This window comes from Corynebacterium sp. LK2537, assembly GCF_040946485.1.
Taxonomy (GTDB): domain Bacteria; phylum Actinomycetota; class Actinomycetes; order Mycobacteriales; family Mycobacteriaceae; genus Corynebacterium.
The window spans coordinates 215,296-242,266 of the sequence record NZ_JAYWLQ010000003.1 but is presented as its reverse complement, the minus strand read 5'-3'; the positions used below and the strand labels follow the sequence as shown (position 1 = coordinate 242,266).

The 26,971-nt window shown below is 69.1% G+C and carries 17 protein-coding genes and 1 pseudogene; 7 read left to right on the top strand and 11 right to left on the bottom strand.

Annotation, left to right across the window (positions count from 1 at the left end):
- Nucleotides 1–52: 52 nt before the first annotated feature.
- Together pks13 and VVS03_RS05915 are read left to right on the top strand one after the other, a co-directional pair.
- The gene (pks13, locus tag VVS03_RS05920; RefSeq protein WP_368534162.1) at nt 53–4,852 is read left to right on the top strand and encodes a polyketide synthase Pks13; all 4,800 of its coding nucleotides are present in this window, start codon (nt 53–55) and stop codon (nt 4,850–4,852) included.
- On the top strand, nt 4,836–6,383 hold the full coding sequence (locus VVS03_RS05915) for an acyl-CoA carboxylase subunit beta (protein ID WP_368534163.1): 1,548 nt from the start codon (nt 4,836–4,838) through the stop codon (nt 6,381–6,383). The genes pks13 and VVS03_RS05915 overlap by 17 nt, the downstream gene beginning before the upstream one ends.
- Nucleotides 6,384–6,636: 253 nt before the next feature.
- Here VVS03_RS05915 and VVS03_RS05910 read toward each other — a convergent pair whose 3' ends face one another.
- From VVS03_RS05910 to trmB, 5 genes are read right to left on the bottom strand one after another with little or no spacing between them, the layout of a single operon-like run.
- Nucleotides 6,637–7,056, bottom strand: a complete 420-nt coding sequence (locus tag VVS03_RS05910) for a DUF3054 domain-containing protein (protein WP_368534164.1) — start codon at nt 7,054–7,056, stop codon at nt 6,637–6,639.
- A complete protein-coding gene (locus tag VVS03_RS05905) occupies nt 7,034–8,071 on the bottom strand; it encodes a YbhN family protein (RefSeq protein ID WP_368534165.1) in 1,038 nt (345 codons plus the stop codon). The genes VVS03_RS05910 and VVS03_RS05905 overlap by 23 nt, the downstream gene beginning before the upstream one ends.
- A gap of 3 nt (nt 8,072–8,074) precedes the next feature.
- Entirely contained in the window at nt 8,075–10,450 is a 2,376-nt protein-coding gene (locus VVS03_RS05900; protein ID WP_368534166.1) for an MMPL family transporter, read from the bottom strand.
- A gap of 7 nt (nt 10,451–10,457) precedes the next feature.
- The gene (locus VVS03_RS05895) at nt 10,458–11,057 is read right to left on the bottom strand and encodes an NYN domain-containing protein (RefSeq protein ID WP_368519986.1); all 600 of its coding nucleotides are present in this window, start codon (nt 11,055–11,057) and stop codon (nt 10,458–10,460) included.
- Nucleotides 11,057–11,824: a tRNA (guanosine(46)-N7)-methyltransferase TrmB gene (gene trmB / locus VVS03_RS05890; RefSeq protein ID WP_368519985.1), complete on the bottom strand. Its 768-nt coding sequence runs from the start codon at nt 11,822–11,824 to the stop codon at nt 11,057–11,059. The genes VVS03_RS05895 and trmB overlap by 1 nt, the downstream gene beginning before the upstream one ends.
- Nucleotides 11,825–12,263: 439 nt before the next feature.
- Between trmB and VVS03_RS05885 the strand changes: the two genes are divergently transcribed.
- Nucleotides 12,264–14,093, top strand: coding sequence for a phosphoenolpyruvate carboxykinase (GTP) (locus VVS03_RS05885; RefSeq protein ID WP_368534167.1), 1,830 nt, complete (start codon nt 12,264–12,266; stop codon nt 14,091–14,093).
- A 5-nt stretch (nt 14,094–14,098) separates the two neighbouring features.
- On the opposite strand, the gene VVS03_RS05880 is transcribed toward VVS03_RS05885, so the two are convergent.
- Nucleotides 14,099–14,863: a class I SAM-dependent methyltransferase gene (locus tag VVS03_RS05880; protein WP_368519983.1), complete on the bottom strand. Its 765-nt coding sequence runs from the start codon at nt 14,861–14,863 to the stop codon at nt 14,099–14,101.
- Nucleotides 14,864–14,886: 23 nt separating this feature from the next.
- On the opposite strand from VVS03_RS05880, the gene VVS03_RS05875 reads away from it, so the two are divergent.
- Nucleotides 14,887–15,990 (top strand): glycosyltransferase family 4 protein, encoded by a 1,104-nt coding sequence (locus VVS03_RS05875; RefSeq protein WP_368534168.1) that lies wholly within the window; start codon nt 14,887–14,889, stop codon nt 15,988–15,990.
- On the opposite strand, the gene VVS03_RS05870 is transcribed toward VVS03_RS05875, so the two are convergent.
- On the bottom strand, nt 15,944–17,533 hold the full coding sequence (locus VVS03_RS05870) for a hypothetical protein (protein ID WP_368534169.1): 1,590 nt from the start codon (nt 17,531–17,533) through the stop codon (nt 15,944–15,946). The two genes, VVS03_RS05875 and VVS03_RS05870, sit on opposite strands and share 47 nt — an antisense overlap.
- Before the next feature lie 18 nt (nt 17,534–17,551).
- Nucleotides 17,552–18,724: a porin PorA family protein gene (locus VVS03_RS05865; RefSeq protein WP_368534170.1), complete on the bottom strand. Its 1,173-nt coding sequence runs from the start codon at nt 18,722–18,724 to the stop codon at nt 17,552–17,554.
- A gap of 101 nt (nt 18,725–18,825) precedes the next feature.
- Between VVS03_RS05865 and VVS03_RS05860 the strand changes: the two are divergent.
- Nucleotides 18,826–19,839 (top strand): annotated as a pseudogene (locus tag VVS03_RS05860) (acyltransferase family protein); the annotation flags it as partial.
- 62 nt (nt 19,840–19,901) lie between these two features.
- Here VVS03_RS05860 and VVS03_RS11310 read toward each other — a convergent pair.
- The 3 genes from VVS03_RS11310 to VVS03_RS05845 are packed head-to-tail and all read right to left on the bottom strand — an operon-like array spanning nt 19,902 to nt 23,782.
- The gene (locus tag VVS03_RS11310; protein WP_409338393.1) at nt 19,902–23,006 is read right to left on the bottom strand and encodes an alpha-(1->3)-arabinofuranosyltransferase family protein; all 3,105 of its coding nucleotides are present in this window, start codon (nt 23,004–23,006) and stop codon (nt 19,902–19,904) included.
- A gap of 53 nt (nt 23,007–23,059) precedes the next feature.
- Nucleotides 23,060–23,257, bottom strand: a complete 198-nt coding sequence (locus VVS03_RS05850; protein WP_070768425.1) for a DUF2613 domain-containing protein — start codon at nt 23,255–23,257, stop codon at nt 23,060–23,062.
- A gap of 18 nt (nt 23,258–23,275) precedes the next feature.
- A complete protein-coding gene (locus VVS03_RS05845; RefSeq protein ID WP_368521303.1) occupies nt 23,276–23,782 on the bottom strand; it encodes a universal stress protein in 507 nt (168 codons plus the stop codon).
- A gap of 60 nt (nt 23,783–23,842) precedes the next feature.
- Between VVS03_RS05845 and VVS03_RS05840 the strand changes: the two genes are divergently transcribed.
- Nucleotides 23,843–25,117 carry a glycoside hydrolase family 3 N-terminal domain-containing protein gene (locus VVS03_RS05840; protein ID WP_368519977.1) on the top strand — a complete coding sequence of 425 codons (1,275 nt, stop codon included), beginning with the start codon at nt 23,843–23,845 and terminating at the stop codon, nt 25,115–25,117.
- 122 nt (nt 25,118–25,239) lie between these two features.
- A complete protein-coding gene (locus VVS03_RS05835; protein ID WP_368534172.1) occupies nt 25,240–26,931 on the top strand; it encodes a VanW family protein in 1,692 nt (563 codons plus the stop codon).
- The last annotated feature ends 40 nt before the right edge of the window (nt 26,932–26,971 follow it).

Below are 26,971 nucleotides of genomic sequence, written 5' to 3'. Positions count from 1 at the left end.
GATTATTCTTTGTGATCCCCTTAATGAACGTAAGCGAAAGAAAGCATGGCGTATGACCGTAGAGCAGTTGCGTGATTGGATCCGTCATTGGGTAGCCCAGACCACGGGCGTTCCCGCGGAGGAAATTACCGACTCTAAGCCGCTGGAAAACTTCGGCCTGTCCTCCCGCGACGCCGTGGTGCTGTCAGGCGAGCTGGAAAACCTGGTGGGCGTGGATCTCGACCCCACGGTCGCCTACGAATACCCGACCATCGCCCAGCTGGCCGACCGCCTGATTAACGGCCCGGCCCAGCAGTCGGCGCCGGCGTCCGCCCCGCGCCGGATCACCCCGGCCGGCGGCCACGAGGACATCGCCGTCATCGGCCTGGCCGGCCGCTTCCCGGGCGCCAACAACGCGGACGAGTTCTGGGACATGCTGGTCGAAGGCCGCGGCGCGACGGGGCCGCTGCCCATTGGCCGCTGGTCCGACTACGCCGCCGATCCGGTGATGACCCAGAAGATGGCCGAGCAGAACCTCGCCGGCGGCTACCTGGACGACATCGCCAGCTTCGACGCGGAATTCTTCGGCCTGTCCCCGGTGGAGGCCACCAACATGGACCCGCAGCAGCGCATCCTGCTGGAGCTGGTCTGGGAGGCGCTCGAGGACGCCCACCTGCCGGCCAACGAGCTGCGCGGGACCGCCACCGGCGTCTACATGGGCTCGTCGAACAACGACTACGGGATGCTGATCACCGCCGACCCGGCGGAGGCGCACCCGTACGCGCTGACCGGCACCTCCTCGGCGATCATCTCCAACCGGATCTCCTACGCGTTGGACCTGCGCGGGCCCTCGGTCAACGTGGACACCGCCTGCTCGTCCTCGCTGGTATCCGTCCACCAGGCCGTGCGCGGCCTGCGCGAGGGCGACGCCGACGTCGCCGTGGCCGGCGGCATCAACATCATGGCCTCCCCGTTCGTGTCCACCGCCTTCGGCGAACTCGGCGTCATCTCGCCCACGGGCTGCATCCACGCCTTCTCCGACGACGCGGACGGCTTCGTGCGCGCGGACGCCGGCGGCGTGCTGGTGCTCAAGCGGCTCAGCGACGCCGAGGCCGCCGGCGACAACATCCTCGCCGTCATCAAGGGCTCGGCCATCAACTCCGACGGCCACTCCAACGGCCTGACCGCCCCGAACCCGGAGGCGCAGGTCGACGTGCTGCACCGCGCCTACGCCGACGCCGAGGTCGATCCGGCCACGGTCGACTACGTCGAGGCCCACGGCACGGGCACCATCCTGGGAGATCCCATCGAGGCCACCGCCCTGGGTGAGGTCCTAGGGGCCAACCGCGGCGCGGAAAACCCGACGCTGCTGGGCTCGGCCAAGTCCAATATCGGCCACTCCGAGTCCGCCGCCGGCGTGGTGGGCCTTATCAAGGTCATCCAGGCCATGCGCCACGACACCCTGCCGCCGAGCATCAACTTCTCCGCGCCGAACCGCTACATCGACTTCGACGCGGAAAAGCTCGAGGTCGTCGAGGATCCCCGCGAGTGGCCCGAGTACTCCGGCCACAAGCTGGCCGGCGTGTCCGGCTTCGGCTTCGGCGGCACCAACGCCCACGTCGTGCTCAGCGACTACCAGGGCACCACCCACGCCCGCGCCGCCCAGGTCGCCACCGACACCACCACCGACACCGCTGACGATGCCACCGCTGCCACCGTCAGCCTGCCGGTCTCCGGCCTGCTGCCGTCGCGCCGGGCCCAGGCGGCTGGCACGCTGGCCGATTTCATCGAGGACCAGCAGCTGGGCACCGCGGATCTCTTCGCGCTGGCCCGTTCCCTGGCCGGCCGCAACCACGCCCGCTCCCGCGCGGTGGTCCACGCCACCAACCCGGAGGAGGCCATCTCCCGCCTGCGCCAGGTCGCCGCCGGCAAGATCTCGGTCGGGGTCACCGCCGCGGATTCCCCGTCGGTGCCGGGCCCGGTCTTCGTCTACTCCGGCTTCGGCTCCCAGCACCGCAAGATGGTCAAGGACCTCATCGCCGTCTCCCCGGATTTCCTGGCCCGCCTGGAGGAGCTGGACCAGATCGTGGACTTCGAGTCCGGCTGGTCCATCCTAGATATCGTCCGCGACGACGAGCAGACCTACAACACCGAGACCGCCCAGGTGGCCATCACCGCGATCCAGATCGCGCTGACGGATCTGCTGGCCAGCTTCGGCGCCCGCCCGGCCGGCGTTATTGGCATGTCGATGGGCGAAATCGCCGCGGCTTATGCCGCCGGCGGCATCAGCGCTGACGACGCCATGCTGATCGCCTGCCACCGCGCCCGCCTCATGGGCGAGGGCGAGGCCCAGCTGACCGAGGAAACCCAGGGCGCGATGGCCGTCGTCGAGCTGACCGCGGACGACATCGCGGCCCTGGACGGCAACATCGAGCCGGCCGTCTACACCGGCCCGGGCATGACCACCGTGGGTGGGCCGCGCCAGGAGGTCCTGGACCTGGTGGAGAAGCTCGAGGGCGAGGGCAAGTTCGCCCGCGCGCTCAACGTCAAGGGCGCCGGGCACACCTCGGCCGTGGACCCGATCCTCGGCGAGCTCGCCGGCGACATCGCGGGCATTACCGCCCGCCCGCTGCACACCACGCTGTTTAGCTCCGTCGACCGCGGCGAGGTCTACCGCCCGGGCGCCACCGTCCACGACGAGGACTACTGGCTGCGCATGACCCGCCAGCCGGTCTTCCTGGAGGACGCCACCCGCGCGACCTTTGCCGCCGGCCACACCCAGCTGGTGGAGATCGCCCCGAACCCGGTGGCGCTGATGGGCATGATGTCCACCGCCTTCGCCGTCGGCAAGGCGGACGCGCAGCTGCTCTACGCGCTCAAGCGCAAGGTCGATCCGAGCGTGTCCCTGCTGGACCTGCTGGCCAAGCTCTACGTCGCCGGCGCGCCGGTGGACTACCGCGCCGTCTTCGGCGACGGGCCCGTGCGCGACGCGCCGCACACCCACTTCAAGCGCCAGCGCTACTGGACCCACGCCCGCCCGTCCTCCGGGGTTACCGGCCTGCCGGGCACGCGCGTGAACCTGCCGGAGGGCAAGACCGCCTTTTCCACCAACGCCGACCAGGCCCCGAGCGCCCTGGCGCTGCTGGAAGCGGCTATCGATGCCGTGTCCCCGGGCGCCCACCTCGTCGCCGTGGAAGAACCCGGCACGCTGCCCGCCCAGGGCGAGGTCACCACCGTGGTGACCAAGTCGCTCGGCGGCGTGGCCGTCGCCGCCTATGCCGTCAGCGACGGCGCGACGACCCTGGTCGCGGAAGGCTTCGCCACCTCCCTGGACCTAGGGACCAAGGCCGTGCCCGGCGTGGCCGACCTGCCGGACTCCGCCTCGCTGAAGGCGACCCCGGACCAGTCCGCCGACGCGGACATTGAGGCCGTGCGCTGGGACCCGGCCACGGAGACCGTGGAGGACCGCCTGGCGGCTATCGTCTCGGAATCTATGGGCTACGACGTGACCGACCTGCCGCGCGAGCTGCCGCTAATCGATCTCGGCCTGGACTCGCTGATGGGCATGCGCATCAAGAACCGCGTGGAAAACGACTTCCAGATCCCGCCGCTGCAGGTCCAGGCGCTGCGCGATGCCTCCCTGGCCGACGTCATCGACATGGTCACCGCCGCCGTGGAAGGCCGCGAGACCGACGGCGTGGAGACCGCCGCAGCCGCAACCGGCAACGCCGAAAAGACGGAAAAGAACGCTGAGGCCGACGAGGCCGCAGACGCCGAGGCCACCACTGGCACCGGCGTGGGCGTGGCCCCGCGCGACGCCTCCGAGCGCATGGTCTTCGGCACCTGGGCCTCGATCACCGGGAAGGCGGCGGCTGGCGTGACCAGCCCGCTGCCGGAGCTGACCGAGGAACAGGCCACCCAGATTGCCGAGCGGCTTTCCGAGCGCGCCGGCGTCGAGGTCACCACCGCGGCCGTGCGCGAGGCAGAAACGCTGGAGCCGCTGGCGGACCTGGTCCGCGAGGGCCTGGAGACCGAGGTCGAGGGCAACATCCGCGTGCTGCGGGAGGCCGACGGCCCGGCCGTGTTCATGTTCCACCCGGCCGGCGGGACCACGGTGGTCTACCAGCCGCTGGTGCGCCGCCTGCCCGACGACGTCGCCGTCTACGGCGTCGAGCGCCTCGAGGGCAGCCTGGAAGACCGCGCGCAGGCCTACATCGACGACATCGTCAAGCACGCCCGCGGCCGCAAGGTCGTCCTCGGCGGCTGGTCGTTCGGCGGTGCGCTGGCCTACGAGGTCGCGCACCAGCTGCGTGACAAGGACCTCGAGGTCGCGTTCATCGCGCTGCTGGATACCACCCAGCCCTCCGATCCGGCGCCGGACACCCTGGAAGAGACCAAGGCCCGCTGGGAGCGCTACGCCGCTTTTGCGGAAAAGACCTACGGGCTGGAGTTCCCGGTGCCCTACGAGCTGCTGGAGACCGCCGGCGAGGACGCAGTGATGGATATGCTCGCGCAGTTCCTGGCCACCACGGACGCCTCGGAGCACGGCCTGGCGGCCGGCGTGCTGGAGCACCAGCGCGCCTCCTTCGTGGACAACCAGATCCTGGGCAAGCTGGACATGCGCCGCTGGGCGGACGTCGACGTGCCGGTGCTGCTGTTCCGCTCGGAGCGCATGCACGACGGCGCGATCGAGCTCGAGCCGCGCTACGCGGAGATTGACCCGGACGGCGGTTGGGGCGCTATCGTGGAGGATCTAGAGATCGTCCAGCTGCCCGGCGACCACCTGGCCGTGCCGGACGAGCCCGCAATCGGCATTGTGGGCAAGCACATCGAGGATTGGATCGAGGTAAAGATTCGTGGCAACCACCGCTGAGAAACTCGCGGATCTGCGCGCCCGGCTGGACAAGGCCCAGGACCCGGGCAGCGAACGCTCCCGCGCCCGCCGCGATGAGGCCGGCCGCACCACCCCGCGCCAGCGCATCGAGGAACTGCTCGACGACGGCTCCTTCGTGGAGACCGGCGCCCTGGGCAAGACCCCGGGGGATCCGAAGGCCATCTACTCCGACGGCGTGGTCACCGGCTACGGCCGCATCAACGGCCGGCAGGTGTGCATCTACGCGCACGACAAGACCGTCTACGGCGGCTCGGTGGGCGTGACCTTCGGTAAGAAGGTCACCGAGGTCATGGACATGGCCATCAAGATCGGCTGCCCGGTCATCGGCATCCAGGACTCGGGCGGCGCCCGCATCCAGGACGCGGTGACCTCCCTGGCCATGTACTCGGAGATCGCCCGCCGCCAGCTGCCGCTGTCCGGCCGCAGCCCGCAAATCTCCATCATGCTGGGCAAGTCCGCCGGCGGCGCGGTCTACGCCCCGGTGACCACCGACTTCGTCATCGCCGTCGACGGCGAGGCGGAAATGTATGTCACCGGCCCCAACGTCATCCGGGAGGTCACCGGTGAGGACGTGACCTCCGCGGAGCTGGGCAGCGCCCGCCAGCAGGAGCAAAACGGCAACGTCTCCGCCGTGGTCGAGTCGGAGGACGAGGCCTTCGACCTGGTCCGCGACCTGCTGGACCACCTGCCGCTGACCTGCTACGACCCGGCGCCCGTCTTCGCCGCCCCCAGCGACGAGGAGGTCGCCGAGGACGACGAGCTCAACGCATTTATGCCCGATGACACGAACGCCGGCTACGACATGGAGGAGCTCCTGCGCCAGCTGGGCGACGATGACGAGATCATCGAGCTGCAGGAGAACTTCGCGCCGAACATGATCACCGCCTTCGGGCGGATCGACGGCCAGGCCGTCGGGTTCGTGGCGAACAACCCCATGCACTTGGCCGGCTGCATCGACGCCGATGCCGCGGACAAGGGCGCGCGTTTCATCCGCATCTGCGACGCCTACAACATCCCGCTGGTCTTCGTGGTCGACACCCCCGGCTACCTGCCGGGCGTGGACCAGGAAAAGGCCGGCCTGATTCACCGCGGCGCGAAGTTCGCCTTCGCCGTGGTGGAGGCAACCGTCCCGAAGGTCTCGCTGATTGTCCGCAAGGCCTACGGCGGCGCCTACGCCGTCATGGGCTCGAAGAACCTGACCGGCGATATCAACCTGGCGTGGCCGACCGCGCAGATCGCCGTGATGGGTTCGGCCGCGGCCGTGGTCATGATCGCCGGCAAGCAGCTGGAGGCCGCCGAGACCCCGGAGCAGCGCGCGATGACCAAGAAGATGTTCATGGACTTCTACGACGAGACCATGACCGCGCCTTACGTGGCCGCCGAGCGCGGCTACCTGGACGCGATGATCCAGCCGAACCAGTCGCGGCTGGCCCTGCGCCAGGCCCTGCGCCAGCTGGCCACCAAGGACGTGCGGGACCTGCCGAAGAAGCACACCATCGCCCCGATGTAACGAAACCGGGCGCCGGGGACGATATGTCTAAAGTAATCTCCGGCACCCGTGGCCGGCTCGCCGAGTAATAGTGGAGGAAACATGCTTCTGAGCAGCGCTTTGGACATCGTCAGCGAGATCGTCGGTCTGGTCATTGCCATCGGCAACCAGCTGGCACACATCTTCGGCTAATTTCCCGCCGAAAGGCCAAAGGCCGGCGCTGCGCCCTTCCCAGGGTTCGCAGCGCCGGCCGATTTTTCGTATTAACGCCCGGTTAGCGGCGCGGCGGGCGGGTAGCGGTCCGAGTGCGGGCGCGCTGTGCCCGCTGGGCGTTGATCTCGGCGACCTCGGCGCGGCGGGCGCGGAAGGCGGCGATGGCGCGCCAGCCGAACATCAGCAGGGCGGACATGATGGAGGCGACCAGCAGGAAGCTGTAGTGCGGCAGCTGGCTGTTGACGATGGACCACAGGATCATGCCGCCGACGATGGTGGAGCACCACACGATGGCACCCTCGACCCAACGGCCGGGTGAGGCCTTGATGCTGGTGATGAAGACCCAGCCCAGCAGCGCGCCCACGGCCCAGGGCCAGAAGGCGGCCAGCAGCCCGGTGAAGGTGAAAGGCGGGTGGGCGATTCGCGCGAAGAGCGCGAAGAGCATGATGGCGACGATATCAAGCAGCGGTGCGGGACGCATCGGCGTGATCCTTTCGGTTGAGGGCGGCATAGGTCAGTCCATTTCGAGCATAGTGCCAGAAGTAGACGATCCAGCCGATGACGGTGATGAGGGCAAAAGAAATCAGGCGGTAGACGACGGCGGCGCCGGTGGCATCGATAGCCGTCATGCCGGTGGCCACCAGCGTGGCGATGATGGCGGCCTCGACCGTGCCAAGGCCGGCCGGGGTGACCTGTGCGGAGCCGGCCAGCTTGGCGGTCAGGTAGGCCAGGGCGACGCCGGCCAGGGTGGTCTGGTCCTCCCCGGCGTGCAGGGCTGGGACGTCCCCGGTTATAGCCCACACGCACGCCCACAGGGAGGCCATGTCCAGCAGCCGGTTGGCCAGGGAATAACCGGCGACCTGCGCGAACTGCCAGCGGTTCAGGTGGACCTCGGAGAGATTGCGCACCTGCTTGATGAGCGCGTCGCGCTTGCCGCCGCGCAGGAGTTTTTGCCGGGACAGCCAGCGCTCAATCGTGCGCGGGTGGTTGGATACCCAGAAGACTAGACCGCACAGCGCCACCACCGCGGTGAGGGTCAGCAGCAGGGAGAGCACCTGCATCTGGGCGTTGAGGAAGACCACCCCGCCCAGACCGATGAGCACCAGCCACATGGTGGACACGGCCGAGGAGAGCACGAAGAACCAGCCGGCCAGGGCGACGGAGGCGCCCCAGCCGCGCTGGACGTGGAAGGTGAGGATGGCGGAAAACGCCGGCCCGGCCGGCAGGGTAGTGGACCAGGCGTTGGAGGCCAGCGTGATGGCGGTGGTCTCCTTCAGCGGGACGGGCACGCCGCCGGCCCGGATGAGCAGGCGCATGACCTCCGCCATGGCGACGATGGCGCCGAGGGAGGCGACTACCACCAGCCCCACGGCAAAGGGGTCGGCGGTGCGCAGCCGCCGGAAACCGTCCTGGAGGAAGTCCAGCTCATCGCGAAAGACCCAGATGAGCACCGCGAGAATCACAAGCGCGGCGACCCACTGCAGCCATTTTTTCAACGCCTAGTCCCTTCCCTGGTCCTTGTTTAGTCTTTTCATTAGCTCGCTAAACGGTACCAGGGAATCATCGGTGGACGTGTTGCGGTTGCCCCGCGCCGGATAATCGCGGTCATCTTCCACGACCGGCTGGGCCGCGGGCTCCTCTTGCGGGGCGGATTCGCGCTCGTAGTCGGTGGAATCATCGGCATCGGTAGCCAGGACGGCCTCGGACTGGGCCGGCATCTCCTCCCAGTGCCCTTCCTCCCGCGGGGTGCGCTGCGGGGCAGCTGCGGGTGCAGCGGCCGGCTCCTTGTCGTGGCCGAGCTTCTCGTAGGCGCGGTGGATGAACTGCGGGGCCCACCAGTTGTCCTCGCGCAGCAGGTGCATGACGGCCGGCACCAGGAGCATGCGCACGATGGTCGCGTCGATGAACAGGGCGAAGATCATGCCGAAGGCGATGTACTTCATCATCACGATGTCGGAGAAGCCGAACGCGCCGGCCACCACGATCATGATCAGCGCGGCGGCGGTGATGATGCCGCCGGTGTGCGCGGTGCCGTAGGAGATGGCCTCGTCCGTGGTTGCGCCCTTCTTGCGGGCCTCGACCATGCGGGAGACCAGGAAGACCTCGTAGTCGGTGGACAGGCCGTAGATGATGGCGATGATGAGCACCAGGATCGGGCTCATCAGCGGGCCCGGCGTGAAGTTGAGCAGGTCCGCGCCGACGCCGCTGACGAACATGGCCGTCAGGATGCCCAGGGTCGCGCCCAGGGTCAGCAGCGTCATGATGATGGCCTTGGCGGGCAGGACCACCGAGCCGAAGACCAGCGCCATGAGGATGAAGGTGGCCACGACGATGTAGATGGCCATCCACGGCAGCTTGTCGAAGAGGGCGTCGAGGGACTCGACCTCCATCGCCGGTGTGCCGCCGACGTACAGGTTCACGCCCTCCGGGGCGTCGACGGCCTCGAGCTGGTGGACGATGTCCGCATAGTCGTCGCGGTCCTGGATGCCGGCGGAGAGCACCGTGATGCCGTCCTTGGTGGCCGTGGACGGGCTCATCGGCTCGGTCAGGCCGTCCATGTCGCGCACCTGGAGGTAGACGTCGGCCAGCTGCTGGTTATCGGCGCCCTCCACCACCAGCTTGACCGGCTCGGTGCGGAAGGTGGGGAATTCCTCGTTGAAGGTGTCCTGGGCGACGCGGGTGTCCTGGCTGGGCGGCAGGTAGGTCTCGTTGATGCCGCCGAAGGCGATGTTGATCAGCGGGATGGTCAGCGCGATGAGCAGGGCGCAGATACCCACGGTCATCAGCTTGGCCCGGCCCATGGCCCACGCCGGCAGCTTGTACCACCAGGTGTCTTCCAGGCGGCGGGCGGTGCGCTTGGTGCGCCGGATGGACCACTTGTCGATGTTCTTGCCCAGCAGGCCGAACAGCGACGGCAGCACGGTCACGGACAGCAGCGCGGCCAGGCCCACGGCGGAAATCGAGCCGTAGGCCACGGATTTCAGGAAGGCCTGCGGGAAGATGAAGAGGCCGGACAGGGCCACGGCCACCATGGCCGCGGAGAAGACCACCGTCTGGCCGGCGGTGGCGGTGGTAATCGCCACGGCGTCTTGGGTGCTGCGGCCGCGGTCGAGCTCCTCGCGGAAGCGGGAGACCATAAACAGGCCGTAGTCGATGGCCAGGCCCAGGCCCAGCAGCGTGACGACGGCCTGGGCGAAGACGTTGACCTGCAGGAAACCGGCCAGGATCGACAAAATGCCCAGCGAGCCGAGGATGGACAGGCCGCCGACGATAAGCGGCATGAACGCTGCCACGACGGAGCCGAAGACCACCAGCAGCAACAGGCCGACCAGCGGCAGGGCGGCCTTCTCCGCGCGGGAGATGTCGTTGGACATGCCGTCGTCCAGGGCATCGGCCACCGCGGTCGCGCCGGCGACCTGCACGGGCAGGTCGGTTTCGTGCAGCGCCGGCTCGATGGTGCGGAAGTCCTTGAGCGTTTGCTCCGCGTCGCCTTTGAGCCCGATGGCTGTGAAGGCGTAGGTCCCGTCCTCGTTGATGAAATTCGGGTTCTTCTTGTCGAAGTAGCCGTTGAGGTGGGAAATCTGGTCCGGGTACTGCGCCTTGATGTCGGCGAAGTACTGCTGGGCGGCGTCGAAGTTCTCGTCCGGGTTTTCCACCATGACGATGACGTCGCCGTTGTTGTCGCGCCCGAAGGTGGTTTGCTCGAGCTCGGCGGCCACGGTGGAGGCCGCGCCCGGATCCTCCCAGCCTTCCTGGCTCATGCGGTCTTCCAGGCGGGTGCCGAAGATAGCGAACAGAGCCAGGATCAGCGCGATCAGGATAACGGGGATGAGCTTGCGGTGGGCATAAGAAAAACGGCCCCAGCTATAAAACATGCGGCTCCTAGCGTTCGTCGAGCAAGGCAGAAAGCGGGCGGAAAGGCTGCAGCCAGGCGCCGCCGTCGGGCAGGTTGTCCAGGTTGACTCGGGGCAGCGGCTCGCGGAAGACGCCGTCGATGTCCTCCAAGTCCACGAAGTCGATGACCGGGTGGGTCACGGCCCAGGAGGCGTGCTCCTGGAAGCCAACCACCGTGACCGGCACGCCCTCGTTTGCCAGCTCCTCCAGGGTCTCCTGGAAATTCTGGCCGTCGGCGGAGGCGACCACCAGCCCGGCGAGCTCGTCGCGGTTTGCGGCGATGTAGTCGAGCATGTCCGGGTCCACGTCCGTGTCGTCGTGGACCTTGGGCTTGGCGAAGACGGCGAAACCGACGTTGCGGATGGCCTCGACCCAGGGGCGGATGACGTCCGCCCCGCCCGGGGTGACGTTGGTAAAGACCGCGGCGTGCGGCTGGGCGTCTAGGTCCCAGGCCTCGCGCACGGTCCAGCGGCCGATGGCGTCGAAGCGCGGGCGGAAGGCGGCGGTCGGGCGCCCGCCCAGGATGGCGCCCAGGCCCATGTCCATGTTGGGCGCGTCCCAGACGAGCAGCAGCTTGCGGGTAGTCATTACTGCGGCCTCTTTTCCCAGAGGTATTCCTTAATAACGTGGTCCTTATCCAGGCCCTTGCCCTCGAACTTGGTGATGACCTGGCGGTCGGTCAGCTGCGGGCATTCGGGCCACGGCCAGCCGCGGTAGCGCAGGATGGGCTCGACCTCGACGAGCTCGTCGATCCACTCGGCGTAGCCGGCGTGGTCCGTGGCCACGTGCAGCACGCCGCCCGGCTTGAGGCGGGAGGCGAACAGGTTGAGCGGCCCGGACTGGATGATCCGGCGCTTGTGGTGGCGGGCCTTGGGCCACGGATCCGGGAAGAAGACGCGGATGCCGTCCAGGGACTCCGGCGCGAACATGCGGGCGAGCACCTCGATGCCGTCGCCGCGCACCATGCGGATGTTGTCGATGTCCTGGCGCACCACCTGGCCCAGCAACTTGGCCAGGCCCGGCTTGTAGAGCTCCACGGCGACGATGTTGGTGTCCTGCTCCAACGGGGCCATCGCCGCGGTCGAGGTGCCGGTACCCGAGCCGATCTCCACCACGGTCTTGGCGCCGCTGCGCCCGAACCATTCCTCTATATCGATCCGCTCGTCGGCCAGCACCCGGCCCAGGCGGGGCCAGTGCTCGGCGAAAAGCGCCTGCTGGTTGTCGGTCAGGCTGCCACGACGGAAGGTCACGTTACCCAGGCGCGGGTAGTCCAGCCCGTCGTTAAACTCGGTCTGCAGCGGGCGGCCCGGCGGCATCTCGCCCACGGCGGTAGGGGTGTTACTAGAGTTATCCATCGTGGTCTATTGTTCACTTAGCCAGCGCAGTTGGCAATTTGCCGCGCCGCCGGCGGCGGCAATGCCGGCTCCAGAGCCGGCAGTGGGGAAAGAACATAAGGAATAGGCCGCACGCTGCGGCCGGATCCGGGCGCGGAGGGGAGCCGGTTATGACCAGCCGGGCGAAGGCGGGCTGCTTGGGGGTGGCGCCGTGAGTAGGGCGGCGGCTCGGCCCGCCGGGTCGATCCCCCGGACGGGGGTACGAAAACTATGAGATTGCCGGTGACGGTATGGCGTACCCTCGGTTAAGTTGTGGTAAACAGTGTGGATATATCCAGTGCCCGGCGAATTGTCGGTACTTGCGCCGGCCGGCGCGTTACGCTGGAGGTGGAATGCCCTCTAAGACATAAGTCATGGCTTAAGTCTGACAACGTGAAGAAATAACCCCAGGAGACTTTAGATGACCGCCGAAATTAAAGGCCTTGTTGGACAACTTCCGACTGACAACCCGGAGCTTATCGCGTGGATCAATGAGAACGTGGAGCTCTTTCAGCCGGACCAAGTGGTCTTTGTAGACGGCTCTCAGGAAGAAGCCGACCGGCTCGCCGGCGAGCTGGTGGAGAAGGGGACCCTGCTCAAGCTCAACGAGGAAAAGCGCCCGAACTCCTACCTGGCCCGCTCCAACCCCTCGGACGTCGCCCGCGTCGAGTCCCGCACCTTCATCTGCTCGGAGAACGAGGAAGACGCCGGCCCGACCAACAACTGGGCCCCGCCGGCCGCGATGAAGGAAGAGATGACCGACGCCTTCCGCGGCGCCATGCGCGGCCGCACGATGTACGTCGTGCCTTTCTGCATGGGCCCCATTAGCGACCCGGACCCGAAGCTCGGCGTGCAGCTGACCGACTCGGCCTACGTGGTCCTGTCCATGCGCATCATGACCCGCATGGGCGCGGAAGCGCTGGAGAAGATCGGCACCGATGGAGCCTTCGTGCAGGCCCTGCACTCCGTCGGCGCCCCGCTGGCCGAGGGCGAGGAGGACGTCGCCTGGCCGTGCAACGAGACCAAGTACATCACCCACTTCCCGGAGACCAAGGAGATCTGGTCCTACGGCTCCGGCTACGGCGGCAACGCCATCCTGGCGAAGAAGTGCTACGCGCTGCGTATCGCCTCCGTCATGGCCCGCGAAGAGGGCTGGATGGCCGAGCACATGCTCATCCTGAAGCTGACCAACCCGGAAGGCAAGAACTACCACATCGCGGCCGCCTTCCCGTCGGCCTGCGGTAAGACCAACCTCGCGATGATCACGCCCACCATCCCGGGCTGGAGCGCCGAGGTCGTCGGCGACGACATCGCCTGGCTGCACCTGCGCGAGGACGGCCTGTACGCCGTGAACCCGGAGAACGGCTTCTTCGGCGTGGCCCCGGGCACCAACTACGCCTCCAACCCGATTGCCATGAAGACCATGGAGCCGGGCAACACCCTGTTCACCAACGTCGCGCTCACCGACGACGGCGACGTCTGGTGGGAGGGCATGGACGGCGACGCCCCAGCCCACCTCATCGACTGGACCGGCGAGGACTGGACCCCGGACTCGGCCACCAAGGCCGCCCACCCGAACTCTCGCTACTGCGTGCCGATCTCCCAGTGCCCGACCGCCGCGCCGGAGTACGACGACTGGCAGGGCGTGAAGATCGACGCCATCCTCTTCGGCGGCCGCCGCGCCGACACCGTCCCGCTGGTCACCCAGGCCTTCGACTGGAACCACGGCACGATGATCGGCTCCCTGCTGGCCTCCGGCCAGACCGCCGCGGCCGAGGGTAAGGTCGGCGCCCTGCGCCACGACCCGATGGCCATGCTGCCGTTCATCGGCTACAACGCTGGCGACTACCTGCAGCACTGGGTCAACATGGGCGAAAAGGGCGGCGACCGCATGCCGGCCATCTTCCTGGTCAACTGGTTCCGCAAGGGCGACGACGGCAAGATGCTGTGGCCGGGCTTCGGCGAAAACTCCCGCGTGCTCAAGTGGATCATCGACCGCATCGAGGGCAACGTCGGCGCCGAGGAGACCATCATCGGTTCCACCGCGCGCGCCGAGGACCTGGACCTGCACGGCCTGGACGTGGAGATCGACAAGGTCAAGCAGGCCCTGGCCGTCCACGCCGAGGACTGGTCCGGCGACATCCAGGACAACTCCGACTACCTGAACTTCCTGGGCTCCCGCGTCCCGCAGGAGGTCTGGGACCAGTTCGACGCCCTGAAGTCGCGCGTGGAGGAGCACCAGAGCGCCTAAAGGGTCTAGGCGCTGGCGCGTAGCACCAGCACCAGGTTGCTGACCAGAAACTCCCGCAACCCGGGAACGCGGGTCAGCCACCACGCCCACCGCGGGTGATAGCGCGGGAACGCCAACAACAGCTCGGCGTCCCCGCGCTTTTGCGCGTTTTCGGCCCACCGCAGCCCGCGCGCGCAGCTGACCGCGAAGAGCGAGGTGCCGTAGACGTTCTTGGGCGGGTGGCCGTGGCGGCGAGTGTAGTAATCCCGGGCAAAGGCCCCGCCCACGTAGTGCTGCCACAGGCCGGTCTCGTGCCCGCCGAAAGGCCCCAGCCACACGGTGTAGCTGAGCACCACCAGGCCGCCGGGGCGGGTCACCCGTAGCATCTCCTCGGCCAGCGCTTCCGGGTCGGGGACGTGCTCGGCCACGTTGGAGGAATAGACCACGTCGAAGGTCCCGTCGGCAAAGGGCATCCGGGTGCCGTCGCCGCGCACGCTGTTGGCCAGCGTGAGTCCCGCCGCGGACATCTCCCCGGCGTCGGGCTCCAGCCCGATGTAGCGGGCGCCGCGGCGGTCGAAGGCGGCGGCGAAATAGCCCGGGCCGCCGCCGACGTCGAGGACTAAGGAGCCGCGGAGGGCGAGCCCGGCATCGTGAGCCAGCCGCCCGATGAGCTCGGCGGTGTCCTCGGCCAGGGGTCCGTAGAAGGCGGCGGGGTGGGTCTGCTCCTGCGGGAAGGCCCGCAGGAGTTGCCAGGATCTCCTCAGCGTGGCCAGGGCTCGGGTGTAGCGCATAGCCACTAGGCTAGTAGCTCGACATGAAAATACTTCTACTCTGTTGGCGCGATTCCACCCACCCCCAGGGCGGCGGCTCCGAACGCTACCTGGAGCGGGTCGGCGAATACCTCGCCGCTCACGGCCACCAGGTCATCTACTGGACCTCCCGGCACATGAACGGCGCCCGCCACGACAAGCGCGACGGCGTGAACTACTGGCGCGTGGGCGGCAAGTACAGCGTCTACCCTTATGCCCTGGCCGCCATCCTGGCCGGCCGGGTGGGGCTGGGCCCGCTGCGCGGCATCGACGTGGTGGTGGATACCCAGAACGGCATCCCGTTTTTCGCCCGTCCCGTCGCCGGCGTGCCGACGGTCCTTTTGACCCACCACCTCCACAAGGAGCAGTGGCCCGTGGCCGGCCCGGTGCTGGCCCGCCTGGGCTGGTGGTTGGAGTCCCGCGTGGCGCCGGCGGTCTACCGCGGCGCGCCGTACGTGACCGTCTCGCCGGCGTCCCGTCAGGACTTGGAGACCCTGGGCGTGCAGGGGGCCGAGATCATCGAAAACGGCGTGGATCCAATCCCGCCGCACGTGCCGCGCCTGGAGCGCGAGGCCGCCATCCACCTGGTGACCCTGTCGCGCCTGGTGCCGCACAAGCAGATCGAGCACGCCATGGACACCGTCGCGCAGATCCCGGAGGCGGTCTTGGACATCGTCGGCTCCGGCTGGTGGGAACACAGCCTGCGCGAGTACGCCGAAAAGCTGGGGCTGGGCGAGCGCGTGCGTTTCCGCGGCCAGGTAACCGAGGACTACAAGCACGCCCTGCTGGCCCAGGCGGACCTGCACCTTATGCCCTCCCGCAAGGAAGGATGGGGACTAGCAGTCATGGAGGCGGCCCAACATAGGGTGCCCACAGTGGGGTATTCCTTCGGCCTGCGCGACAGCGTCCACGACCAGGCCACCGGCCGGCTGGTGGAGACCCCGGCGCAGCTACTCCAGGCCACCCGCGAGCTTATCGCCGACCCGGCCGAGCGCGACCGCCTCGGTGCCGGGGCGCAAGAATTCGCCGCCCAGTTTTCCTGGGAGAGCACCGGCCGCCGGTTTATGGATTTGCTCGCGCGCGTGACCGGGAAAACCAGCGCGCGATAAGCCCGGCCGCCAGCGGGGTGAGCAGCCAGGCCACGACCAGGCCCCAGGGCCGCGGCTGCGGGCCGGCGCCGGTCTCGGCAACAACCTGGCCGCCCTCGACGACCGCGCCCACGCCGAGGTGCTCCAACCGTCCCAAGTCCCGCTCCTGCCACGCGCGCTGGGCGGCCACCCAGCGCGGCGCCGGGTAGTCCAGGAGAGCGCCGTCGACGCGCAAGGCGCCGGATTGGACCTTCGCCGCAACCTTGGAATACGGATCCACGGCCACGCCGCCGGGGGCCTCCACCAGCTCCGGCCGGTCGACGAAGAGGGCGTCCCGGCCGCCCAGCTGGTGGACCAGGGCGCTGTCCGTGCCCGCCGGCCGCGGCTGCAGCGGCGCCACCGCCCGGGCGGCATCGGGAACCAAGAGTGCCACGGCCACCAGCCCGGCCGTGGCACTCGGGCCGCGCACCGCGCCCAGGCCCACCGCGTAGGCGGGCACGGCCAGGGCCAGGAATTTCTGGCTGTCGCGCAGCAGCCCGCCGCCCGGCACCGTGTCCACGACCCAGGCCAGCGCGCCGGGGAATAACGCAGCCAGCAGAACCCCGCCCAGCCCGAGCGCGGCCAGGACAAGTAGCGCCCCGGCGCCGGCCGGCCAGCGCACGGAGCCCGCGCCCCGGCCCGCACCGAAAAGCCGGGCCCAGCCGAGCGCCACCACGGCGATAAGCAGCACGCCGACCAGGGCGAAACCGGCCTGGCGGGAGGCGGGCACGGCGTCCGCGTTCCAAATGCCGCCCAGACCGAGCACGGTGACCAGCAGCCCGGCGTGGGCCTCAGCGCGCGGCGCGAAGGCCGCCACGGCGGCGGCCGCATCCATCCCCGGCGCGGTGCCGCGCACGACCCCCAGCAGGCCGGGCAGGGCCCATGGCAGGCACAGCGCCAGGCCGTAGCAGGCCGTGGCTAGCCGCTGCCGCGCGGTGGCGATGCCCGTCAGCGCGCCCAACAGCGCGCCGGTCGGCGTCAGCGAGGAGACGAACATGGCCGCCCACTGCCCGGGCCGCCGCCCCGCCAGGCCCGCCGCGGCGATGGCAGGGCCCAGCCAGGCGGCCGCCGCGATGGACCACTGGCCCTGCAGGAGCCGCTCGATCACCAAGGGGTTGGCCACGCACAAGGCGATGGCCGCGGCCGGGCCCAGCAGGTGCCGGTCCGCCACAACTTCCGGAGATTGCCCTGCCGCCGGCGCGCACAACCTGGTCAGCCGCCAGCCGCCACAGGCGGCGGCGACTGCCGAGCCGATGACCAGCGCGCGCACGAGCCAGTGCGCCGGCACGAGCTGGGCGGCTAGGGCGAGCAGCCCGTCCTGGGGAACAGCCCGGGCGGGCAGGTCCCCGCCGCCGAAATTGGCGGGGCTGAACGCCATATCCGCGGGCACGACCATGTCCCGCCAGACAAGCTCGCCCGGCAGGACAAAAGGCCAGGTAACGCTAGCGATGCACGCGGCGGCGACCGCGATCAAGCAGGCCGCGCGCACCGCGGCGGGGCGGCTGGCGGGAAGAAGGCGCGGCATGGGCGGACCTGCGGGCGGTTAGTTCGCCTCGCCGGCGCGGCGGCGCATGTACATCCGCGCGGCAATGATGAGCAGGACCACGCCCAGGGCCTTGCCGCCCCAGCCGAGAATCGACATCGCCTTGGTCATGTTGACCGTGCTGGCGACCTTGTCCAGGGCGCGCTGCTGGCTGTCCGGGCTCCACTCGAGGCGCGCGTTGACCACGGCCCGCTCGCGCGCCGGGTCGGTGGCGTCGAGCTGGGCGGCTTCCTGCGGGGAGGTCGCAAAGCTGATGTCCACGTGGGTCACGGCGTTAACGATGGTGCCCGTGGTGGACTCGACCCAGACCGTGCGGCTGACCGAGTAATACGGCTCCAGCACGACCGTGTCCTCCGGGTGGTAGCCGAAGCGTTCCATGTCCGCCTGCGAATAGAAGTTCCCCGCCGGGCCGACGACCTCGGTGGCCTCTTCCGCGTCCGCGCTCGCGCCGGCGAGGGAGTAAAACAGCAGCTTTTCCACCTCCGGGTCGAGCTCACGGCCGTGCAGGTCCTGCTGGAAGGTGTAGGTGGGGATGCCGTCTACCTTCTCGGTGCCGGAGAAGTCCAGCGGCTCCGAGCCGTGCAGGAGCGGGTCGTAGAGCGGGTAGGAGCGCTGTTCGGTGTCGGCGGGGAAGAAGTACTGCAGCCCGTCGCGCTCGAAGCCGGGGTCCGTGATCTCGTCGCCGCCCTCGCCCAGCGACAGCGTCAGCGCGGTCGAGGGCCCGGAGGCCGGGAAGGTCGACTCCCGGTTCAGCACCGAGGACTCGCTCACGCGTGCGGCCAGGTGGTCGTCGATGAGGGTGGTGACCTCGGATTCGGAACTGGCCAGCGTCGAGTCGTCTGCCTTGCCGGTCTGGGTGTGGCGCTCGACCTCCATCGGCACGTCGCGGATGAAGCAAGCCAGCGGGTACTGCGTCTGGTCGTTGGCCAGCTTCGCCGGCTCGCACTCGGGGCTGGCGGCGCGCTGCGAGTTCGGCTTCCCGGCGCGGAAGGCCTGGTAGTCCAGCACCATCGACTCGGGGGAGGTAGCCGTTACCTGGTAGTCGATGTCGCGGGAGAGCTGGCGCGTCTGGTTCTCATACATCGCGGGGACCATCGCGCCGATAATGAGCGCGCAGGCTGCCGCCACCACGGTCCAGAACAGGCGGCCGCGGAGCCGGAGGAAGCGCTTCATTGCAGTATCATGTCCAATCACGGAAAGTTACAGGTTCTGGTTGCACGGACGCTTGCGGTGAAGCCCCAAGCGACCATGCCCCGGCGAGGGAAGGAGGCAGCGTGCCGCACGCTCACGCGAAGCACCGCCAGCCCGCCGCGCCCCACACCGGCGTGCATAACACCTTACCGCAGCGGCTCGACGCCCTAGACGGTCTGCGGGCGGTCGCGTCGCTGGGCATCATCGTCACCCACGTCAGCTTCCAGACCGGCACCGGCTGGGGCTGGGCCGAGCGCTTCGATTATTTCGTGGCGGTTTTCTTCGCGCTCAGCGCCTTCGTCCTGTGGCGCCGGCGGGAGCGCTACGCCGCCCGCGGCTGGTCGCGCTACTACCGCAGCCGCACCGCCCGCATCGCGCCGGCTTACCTGGCCTGCGTGATCGCGGTCTTGGCCTTCCTGCCCTCGGCCGCCGGGGTGAGCCTCCAGCAGGTTGTAGCCAACCTCACCTCGACCCAGATCTTCTGGCCAGACGGCCTGGCCCCCGGGCTGACCCACCTGTGGTCGCTGTGCGTGGAGATCGCCTTCTACTTAACGATGCCCCTGCTGGCCATCGCCGCCCAACTCCTCCCGGGCGGGCGCCGAGTGCGCTGCCTGGTGATTGCGGCTTCGGCCGCGCTGAGCCTGGGCTGGGCGTGGTTGCCCTTCGTGGCGAACGCGGACCCGGACGGGATTAATACCCAGATCTGGCCGCCGGCCTATACCTTGTGGTTCGCCGTGGGCATGCTGGCCGCCGAGGCCGAAGGCCGCGTTCCGGCCTGGGTCCAGCGGGTGGCTTCGTGGCGCTGGATGTGGCTGGGCCTGGCCGCCGGGTGCATCTGGCTGGCTAGCCGGGAGTGGTTCGGCCCGCGCGGGCTGACCCACCCGGACCCGGACGAGTTTGCCCGCCGCATCCTGGTCGGCGGGGTCTTCGCCGCCTGCGTGGTGTTGCCCTTCATCTTCGCACCGCGCTCGCGGGTGCTGGAATCCGCGCCCCTGCAGGCGGCCGGAGTCTGGTCTTATGGCATCTTCCTCTGGCACGTGGCGGTGCTGGACCTGGTCTTCCCGCTGCTGGGGATCGATCTGTTTAGCGGCGGGGCCATAAACTTCGTCCTCGTGTGGCTGGCCACGGTGGCCGGCACGGTAGTGGTCAGCGCCGCCGGCTACGAATGGGTGGAACGCCCCGGCGCGCGCGTGGTGCGGGCGCTGTGGCCGGTGCGGGAAGAAGCGGCGAACACGCACGCGACCGCCCCGGCGCACAGGGCGGTGACCAGCGCCGAATCGCCGGCATAGCCCGCACTCGGCCAGGGCGCGCGGGCCAGCATTGCCCCGGCGGCCGCCAGCAGCGCGGCGGACAAGGCCGGGGCCGGCAGCGTCGTCCAGCGCACCGCCGCGAACGCCGCTATCCCCGCCAGCAGGGCCGGCCAGCCCAGCAGCGCGAGCCCGCCCGCGGCCAGTGCCAGGCACAGCGCCCGGGACGGCTCCGGGAAGGAGCGCGGCACGTGCTCGCCGCGCCGGCGCCAACAGACCACCGCGCAGGCGATAACCGTCAGCAGCCCCAGCGCCCCGCCGCCGAGAAGGCCGGCCTGGTACGCGCCCGTTGCGGCGAAGGTCAGGCGGAAGGTGCCGCTCGCGCCCGCCGGAATGACAAAAGCCTGGGTGGCCGCGTCCACCTGTCGGGCCTGCAGCGGGGCATCGTCCAGCCAGCCGTTGAGCCCGGCGTTATACGCTCGCCCGGTAATCAGCAGGCGCTCGTGGTCTGCCGGGGCGATAGCCTCCCCGGTGGGCTCAAGGGGAGTGCGCGGCAGCTCGCCCAGCTGGACCCAGGCCGCCGCGGTTTCCAGCCGGTGCGGGCCGGCCGGCAGCCGCACCGTCTCGCCCGGGCGGTAGTCGCGGCCGTCGATGCGCACCCCCGGCGCCTCGGCGTCTTTGTCGGCGTCGGATTCAGCGCCTGCGCGCAGGGGAAGCTCCATCTCCCGCGGCGCGGTGAAGTCCCGGATGATGGCACCCGTGTCCACGGTCAGCCGCTGGAAGAAGAAGGCCTCCACGTTAGGTGAGGTATCCGGCACCGTCACGACGCGTTCGATGGGGTGGCCGGCGACCTCGGCGGCGGTGATGCCGACGCGCTCGTGCGGGGTGATGCGCACCGCGGCGCTGTCGCCGCCGGGCACGCGCACCGTGGACTCCTCGCCGGCGCTAAGCTCCACCTCGACGGAGGCGGAGCCGGACGAGACAGTCGCGCGGGTGTCGTCGGTGGCGGTGAGCCTGAGCACCGGGGAGGCAAAGACCTCGCCCTGCGGGGCCTGGAGCTCCAGCCAGCCGGTCTGCCCCGGGGCCGGCCACCAGGCGGTGTCGTCCTGCCCGTCGACCGCGGCGGTCACGGAGCGGGCGGGATCGGCGCCGCCGAAGGAGTCGGCATCGTCGGCCGAGGACTCCGCCACCACGCGGCCGCCGTGTTCTTCGACCGCCACCGTTTGTCCTGCCGAGGGGTAGTCGCGCAGCCGGTTGTGGACCCGGGAGCTATCGCCCTTGGCCAGCGGCGCGGAGACCGGGCCGTCTAGCGTGCCGTAGTTGCGGTCCACCAGCAGCGGGGTATCGGTTACGATGTCGGCGTCCGCGTCTACGAGCTCGCGCGCGCCGGGCGCATCCACCATGTCCAGTAGGGCGAGGACCTCGCCGCCGCCGGCCACGCGCACCGGGGCGCCGTCAGCCATCTGCAGGTCCTGCTGCGGGTCGAGCAGCACCACGTCCACCTCGCCGAAGGTGTGGACCGTGCCCGGCAGGTCTTCCGCGCGCACCGAGCTATCGCTGGCCGCCGGCTCGTCCAGGTCGTGGCGCTGCAGCACCGCGCCGATGCCCAGGCGCTGTAGGGCCTTCGCCCCCGCGGCCGGGTCGTGTTCCAAGGCCGCGGTAATCCCGTCCAAGCCGCGGATGGCCTCCGGCGGGATAAGCGGGATGGCGTCGCGGACGGCCCAGGGGACTTCAAGCAGCGGCTGCGCCGGCTCGTCGCGGGTCCAGCCCCAGTCCTGCCGGGCAAAGGACGCGGGCGGGTAGATGAGCGTGCGGGTGCCGGCGGCGTGTTCGTTCAGAAAATCAGTGGCAGCGGTCCAGTAGCTTGGTACCTTATCGTAGGCCCCGCGCGGCAGCAGGCGCCCGGACAGGGCCGGGAACGCGCTGGCCGCGACCACCACGGCCAGCAGCAGCCCGGCGGTCTGCCGGCGGTCGGGGCGCAAGGTCCGCGGCCAGCCGAGGCGCGCGCCTAGCTGCGCCAGGCCGAGTACCAGCGGCAGGCGGACCAGCGGATCGAATTTGTGCAGGTTGCGCAGCGCGGCCAGCGGCCCGTCGAGCAGCTCCCGGTAAGCCGGCAGGCTGGTACCCAGCACCGCGATGCCCACTATCAGCACCACCGACCACGTCCGCGGCAGGCGGCACAGTCCCACCAGCCCGGCGGCGGCCACGGCTACGGTCGCCAGGACGAAGACGGGTTCGGCCACCAGCAGCACGCCGGCGGTGCGCTCGGTGTCCACGAAGGGGGACCAGCTGGTAGTTCCACGCAGGATCTCGGCCAGGTTGAGCCAGCGCGTGGTGACGAATGCCGACTCGATGAATTCCGTAAAGGGCGCCGCAAAGCGCCCCAGCACCAGCAGCGGGACGATCCACCAGGCGCTGACCAGCGCGCAGCCGGCCAGCCAGGCGCCGAAGAAACGCCAGCGCCGCTGGCAGAGCAAGACCACCGCCGCCGGCACGCAGGCGGCCAGGGTGGCGGTGGCATTGACCGCGCCCATCAGCGCGACCGGGATGACCGCGGCCGCCCACTGCCAGCGCCCCGACCGCGGGGCGAGGCAAGCCACCAGGACCCAGGGGGCCAGCATGACCGGCCAGGTCTCCGAGGAGATCGTGGTCAGCGTGGTCATAACGCGCGGGGAAAGCGCGTAGGCCAGCGCCGCGATAAACGACCAGCCCGGGCCCGCGTCGGTGGCGCGCCGGGCCAGCAGGAAGGCCCCGGAAAAGCCCACGCCGGTCACCAGCAGCCACCACAGCCGCAGCGCCACCCACTCCGGCAGGGGATCGGCGGCTAGGAAGAAGAGCCCGTGCGGGAAGAGATAACCGTAGGCCTGGTTTTGCAGCTGCCCCAGGGTAAACACATCCGTCCAGGGGGTCAGCGCCCCGCGCAGAAAACCCGCCGGGTCGACCAGCAGGTCGTGCTTGGTGTCGGCCGCGACCTGGGCGTTGTGCCCGAACTGCAGGACAAAGACGACGATCGCCAAAAGCCCCCACCCGGCGAGGTGGGGGCGGAGTTTAGTAGACAGCCGGGGCACGCCTACTGGCGGGAGCCGTACTCAGGCCCGCCCAGCACGGCGTCATCGGCCGGCACCGCGTGGCCGGAAGGCACCGTATCAGCGTCGCTGAACTGGGCGATCCCCACGATGGTGACCACGCCGAGCACCAGGCCGACCACGGCGCTGCCGACGGCCGGGCCCAGCGTGCGCTTTGTCAAAGAGTCGGATTCTACTGCCATGGGACCAAATCCTAGCAGCTACTCGAAGTATTCCGGGTCATCTTCTTCGTCCTCGTCGTTTTCCGGCGGGACAATAAAGACCGGGATGCCGGCGTTGCGCACGATCTGGTCCGCGGTGGAGTTAGTCCACCAGGAGCGGAAGCCCGTCAGCGCGCGGGTACCGGTGACGATGACGTCCACGTCCAGCTCTTGGGCGGCATCCACGATGGCGGAGGCGATAGTCGTGGCGGATTCGACCAGGTGGGCGCGTCCCGCTAGGCCGAGCCCCTCGGCCACCTCGACGCCGCGGCGGCAGATGGCCAGCGCCTCCTCGTAGGCCGGGTCTTCCTCGGTGGCCTCCGGGGAGACCGTCGACTGGTGCAGGCCGGTGCGGCTAACCGCACGGGCGGCCTGGCGGGCGGCCGGCTCCCAGGCGGTGAGGATCTCCACCGTGCTGGGGCGCAGCAGCTGAGCGGCTTGCTGCATGGCGCGGGCGGCGCGCTCCGAGCCGTCGAACGCAATTAACATGGTTTGGCCGTTACTCATGCCCGCCATCTTAGTAGGCATTCGGGCGTGATGTGGCTGACTAATGGCAGACTATATGCCATGATTCCGTTTCCCCGGCCCGCGCAGTGGCGTCGTCGCCTGCTCGCTGCCACCCGCATTGGTACCCCGTGTGCACGGGTCGCGCTGGTTGCCGTGGTAACCCTCGTGGCCGGTGGTGGCGCGCTCAGCGCCTGCTCGTCGGACGAGGCAGAGCAGGCCGCGCCCCCGGCTGGTGTGGTCAGCAGCGAAACTAAAACGAGTTCTTCGGCCCCGCAGACGAGCTCTTCCACGAGCCAGCCGGAACCGGCACCGGCGGTGCAGCTGCCGGCCACCCGGCGCGAGCAGCTCGCCTCGTTGCTGATGCCGGGCGTGGTCAACTACGACGACGCGCTGGCGAAGCTCAAGGCCGGGGCCGGCGGTATCTTCATCACCAGCTGGGCGGACCCGGAGTTGTTGCAGACCCCGGGGCGGGATATCCACGCTCTGCGCGCGGCGGTCGGTCGCGACTTTGATGTCTCCATCGACTTTGAGGGAGGACGGGTCCAGCGTTTCTCGGAAATCCTGGGGGATTTCCCGACCCCGCGGGACATGGTCGCCGGCGGGACCGCAGAGGCCGAGCGCCAGGGCTTCGCGGTGGGCCAGACCCTGTCCGCCCACGGTGTTACCGTGGACTTCGCTCCGGTTATCGACGTCGACGGCGGTGGCCTGAACGTGGTGGGCGACCGTTCCTTCTCCCCGGATCCGGCCGCCGCGGGTGAGCTCGGCGCCGCTTTTGCCCGGGGCCTGCACAACGCCGGGGTGCGGCCGGTGTTCAAGCACTACCCGGGGCACGGCCGCGCCAGCGGGGACACGCACCAGGGAATGGCAACCACCCCGCCGCTGGACCAGCTGGTGGGCTACGACCTGGTGCCCTTCGACGTCGCGCTGCCCCAATCGCCGGGCGCCGGGGTCATGGTGGGGCACCTGGTGGTGCCGGGGCTGGGCGATGGGGTCACCCCGGCCAGTCTCAACAACCACGCCTACGGGCTGCTGCGCGAGCACGCGGGTTTCCGCGGCCTGACCTATACTGACGATCTCACCGGGATGAAGGCGATTACGGACCAGATGTCCCCGGAGGAAGCCGTCACTGCTTCCCTGGCCGCCGGCGCGGACCAGGCGCTATGGTCAACCGCCGTGGATTTCCAGAGCGTCCTAAACCACCTGGAAGCGGCCGTGGATGGCGGCCAACTCCCGCCCGCGCGGGTGGCCGAATCCGCCCTGCGCGTGGCCGAATCTCACACGGAACCCGAGCCCGCCCCAGGCGCGGATCCCGGGACGGCTCCACCCGCGGAGTAGCCTCCGAGCCCGCGACATGTGTCACCCCCAACGTCCTCTTGCCCGCCCAGGGCGGTTGTCTTGATAATACTTTAGGCCTCCTGACTAGGAATTAGGGCCGGTAAGCCATTACTGTAGTGCGTGTGAGTAAAGCGAACGGAAAACGCGGAGTGAAGGGTTGGGCCATTGCCCTGGGCATTTTGGTCGGCCTTTTCGTCATCGCGGGCGTTGCCTACGCCATGGATGTCGTGGCGAACCAAGGCAAGACGCCCCGGGCCGTCTCCGTCGGTGGAGTAGATATTTCCAACATGGAACGCCGCGACGCCGTGGCGAAACTGGAGGACGAGCTCGGGGACGTGGAAAACCAGCCCGTGACGGTCACCGCCGGGGAAAAGACCACGGAGTTCATCCCCCGCGAGGCCGGCCTGCGGATGGATTTTAAGAAGGCCGTGGACGGCATCGAGAATGCTTCCCTCAACCCGTTCGCCCGCGTTTACAGCTTCTTCGCGCCCCAGCGCGAATACGACGTAGACACCGATGTTGACGAGGCTGCGTTCCAGCCGACCGTCGATCGCCTCAGCCAAGACCTGAACGTCGAGCCCAAGGACGGTGCGATTAATCTCGCCGGCGGCAAGGTCAACGTCACCGACGCCGTGACCGGCCAGTCCGTCGACCGCGAGGAGCTGGCCACGGAGGTCTCCGAGGGGTGGGTCAACCCCGAGGGCGTCGAGGTGGACGCGGAGGAAACCGAGCCCGCCATCACCCAGGACGAGGTGGAAAAGATGGCCGAGGGCGACGCCGCCGATGCCGTGGCTGGCGATCTGGTCACCCGCGGCCGCGACGACGTCGAGTCCCGCATCACCCCGGACGAGATCGAACAGTTCGTCACGATTGAGCCCCACGACGGCAAGCTGGAGCTGAAGATCAACAACGAGCGCGCCCAGGAGATGATCGGGGAGGCCCTCAAGCCTTCGGTCCAGGTCAAGCAGAACGCCACCATCTCCTTTGCCGGCGGTTCCAAGCAGGTCACCCCGCACCGCGACGGCGTGGTCATCGACTGGGACAAGACCATGGATGGCTTTGACGAGCGCGTCAAGGACAACAAGGACCGCGAGTGGGACGCCGAGTACCGCGACGAGCCCGCCACGTTCACCACCGAGCAGGCCGAAAACGCCAGCTTCGACGACGTCATCGGGGAGTTCACCACCGGCGGCTTCTCGGGCGCGTCGGGGCAGAACATCAAGCGCGTGGCCGACCAGGTCAACGGTGCCTTCCTCGCCCCGGGCGAGACCTTCTCGCTCAACGGCTACACCGGCCCGCGCGGCACCGCGCAGGGCTATGTCGAGTCCGGCATCATCATCGACGGCCGCGCGGGCGAGGCCGTCGGCGGCGGTATCTCCCAGTTCGCCACCACCTTGTACAACGCCGCCTACTTCGCAGGCATGGAAGATACCGCCCACACCCCGCACTCCTACTACATCTCGCGCTACCCGGCCGGCCGCGAGGCCACCGTGTACGAGGGCGCTATCGACCTGCAGTTCACCAACAACTCCGAGCACCCAGTGATGATTTCGACTAGCTACAGCAACAGCGAAATCACCGTGCAGCTCAAGGGCACCAAGACCGTCGAGGTCGAATCCATCAACAACGGCCGGTGGGCCCAGACCCAGCCGCAGCCCAAGCAGGTCGATGCCGAGGACTGCTCGCCGTCGTCAGGCGCGCCGGGCTTTACCACCTCGGACACGCGCGTCATCCGCAACCTGAGCGGACAGGAAATCTCCCGGGAGACCACCACCACGGTCTACGACCCGCAGCCGATCGTCACCTGCAGCTAGGCAAGAATCAACCACAGCGCGGTCTAAAGACCGCATGAGA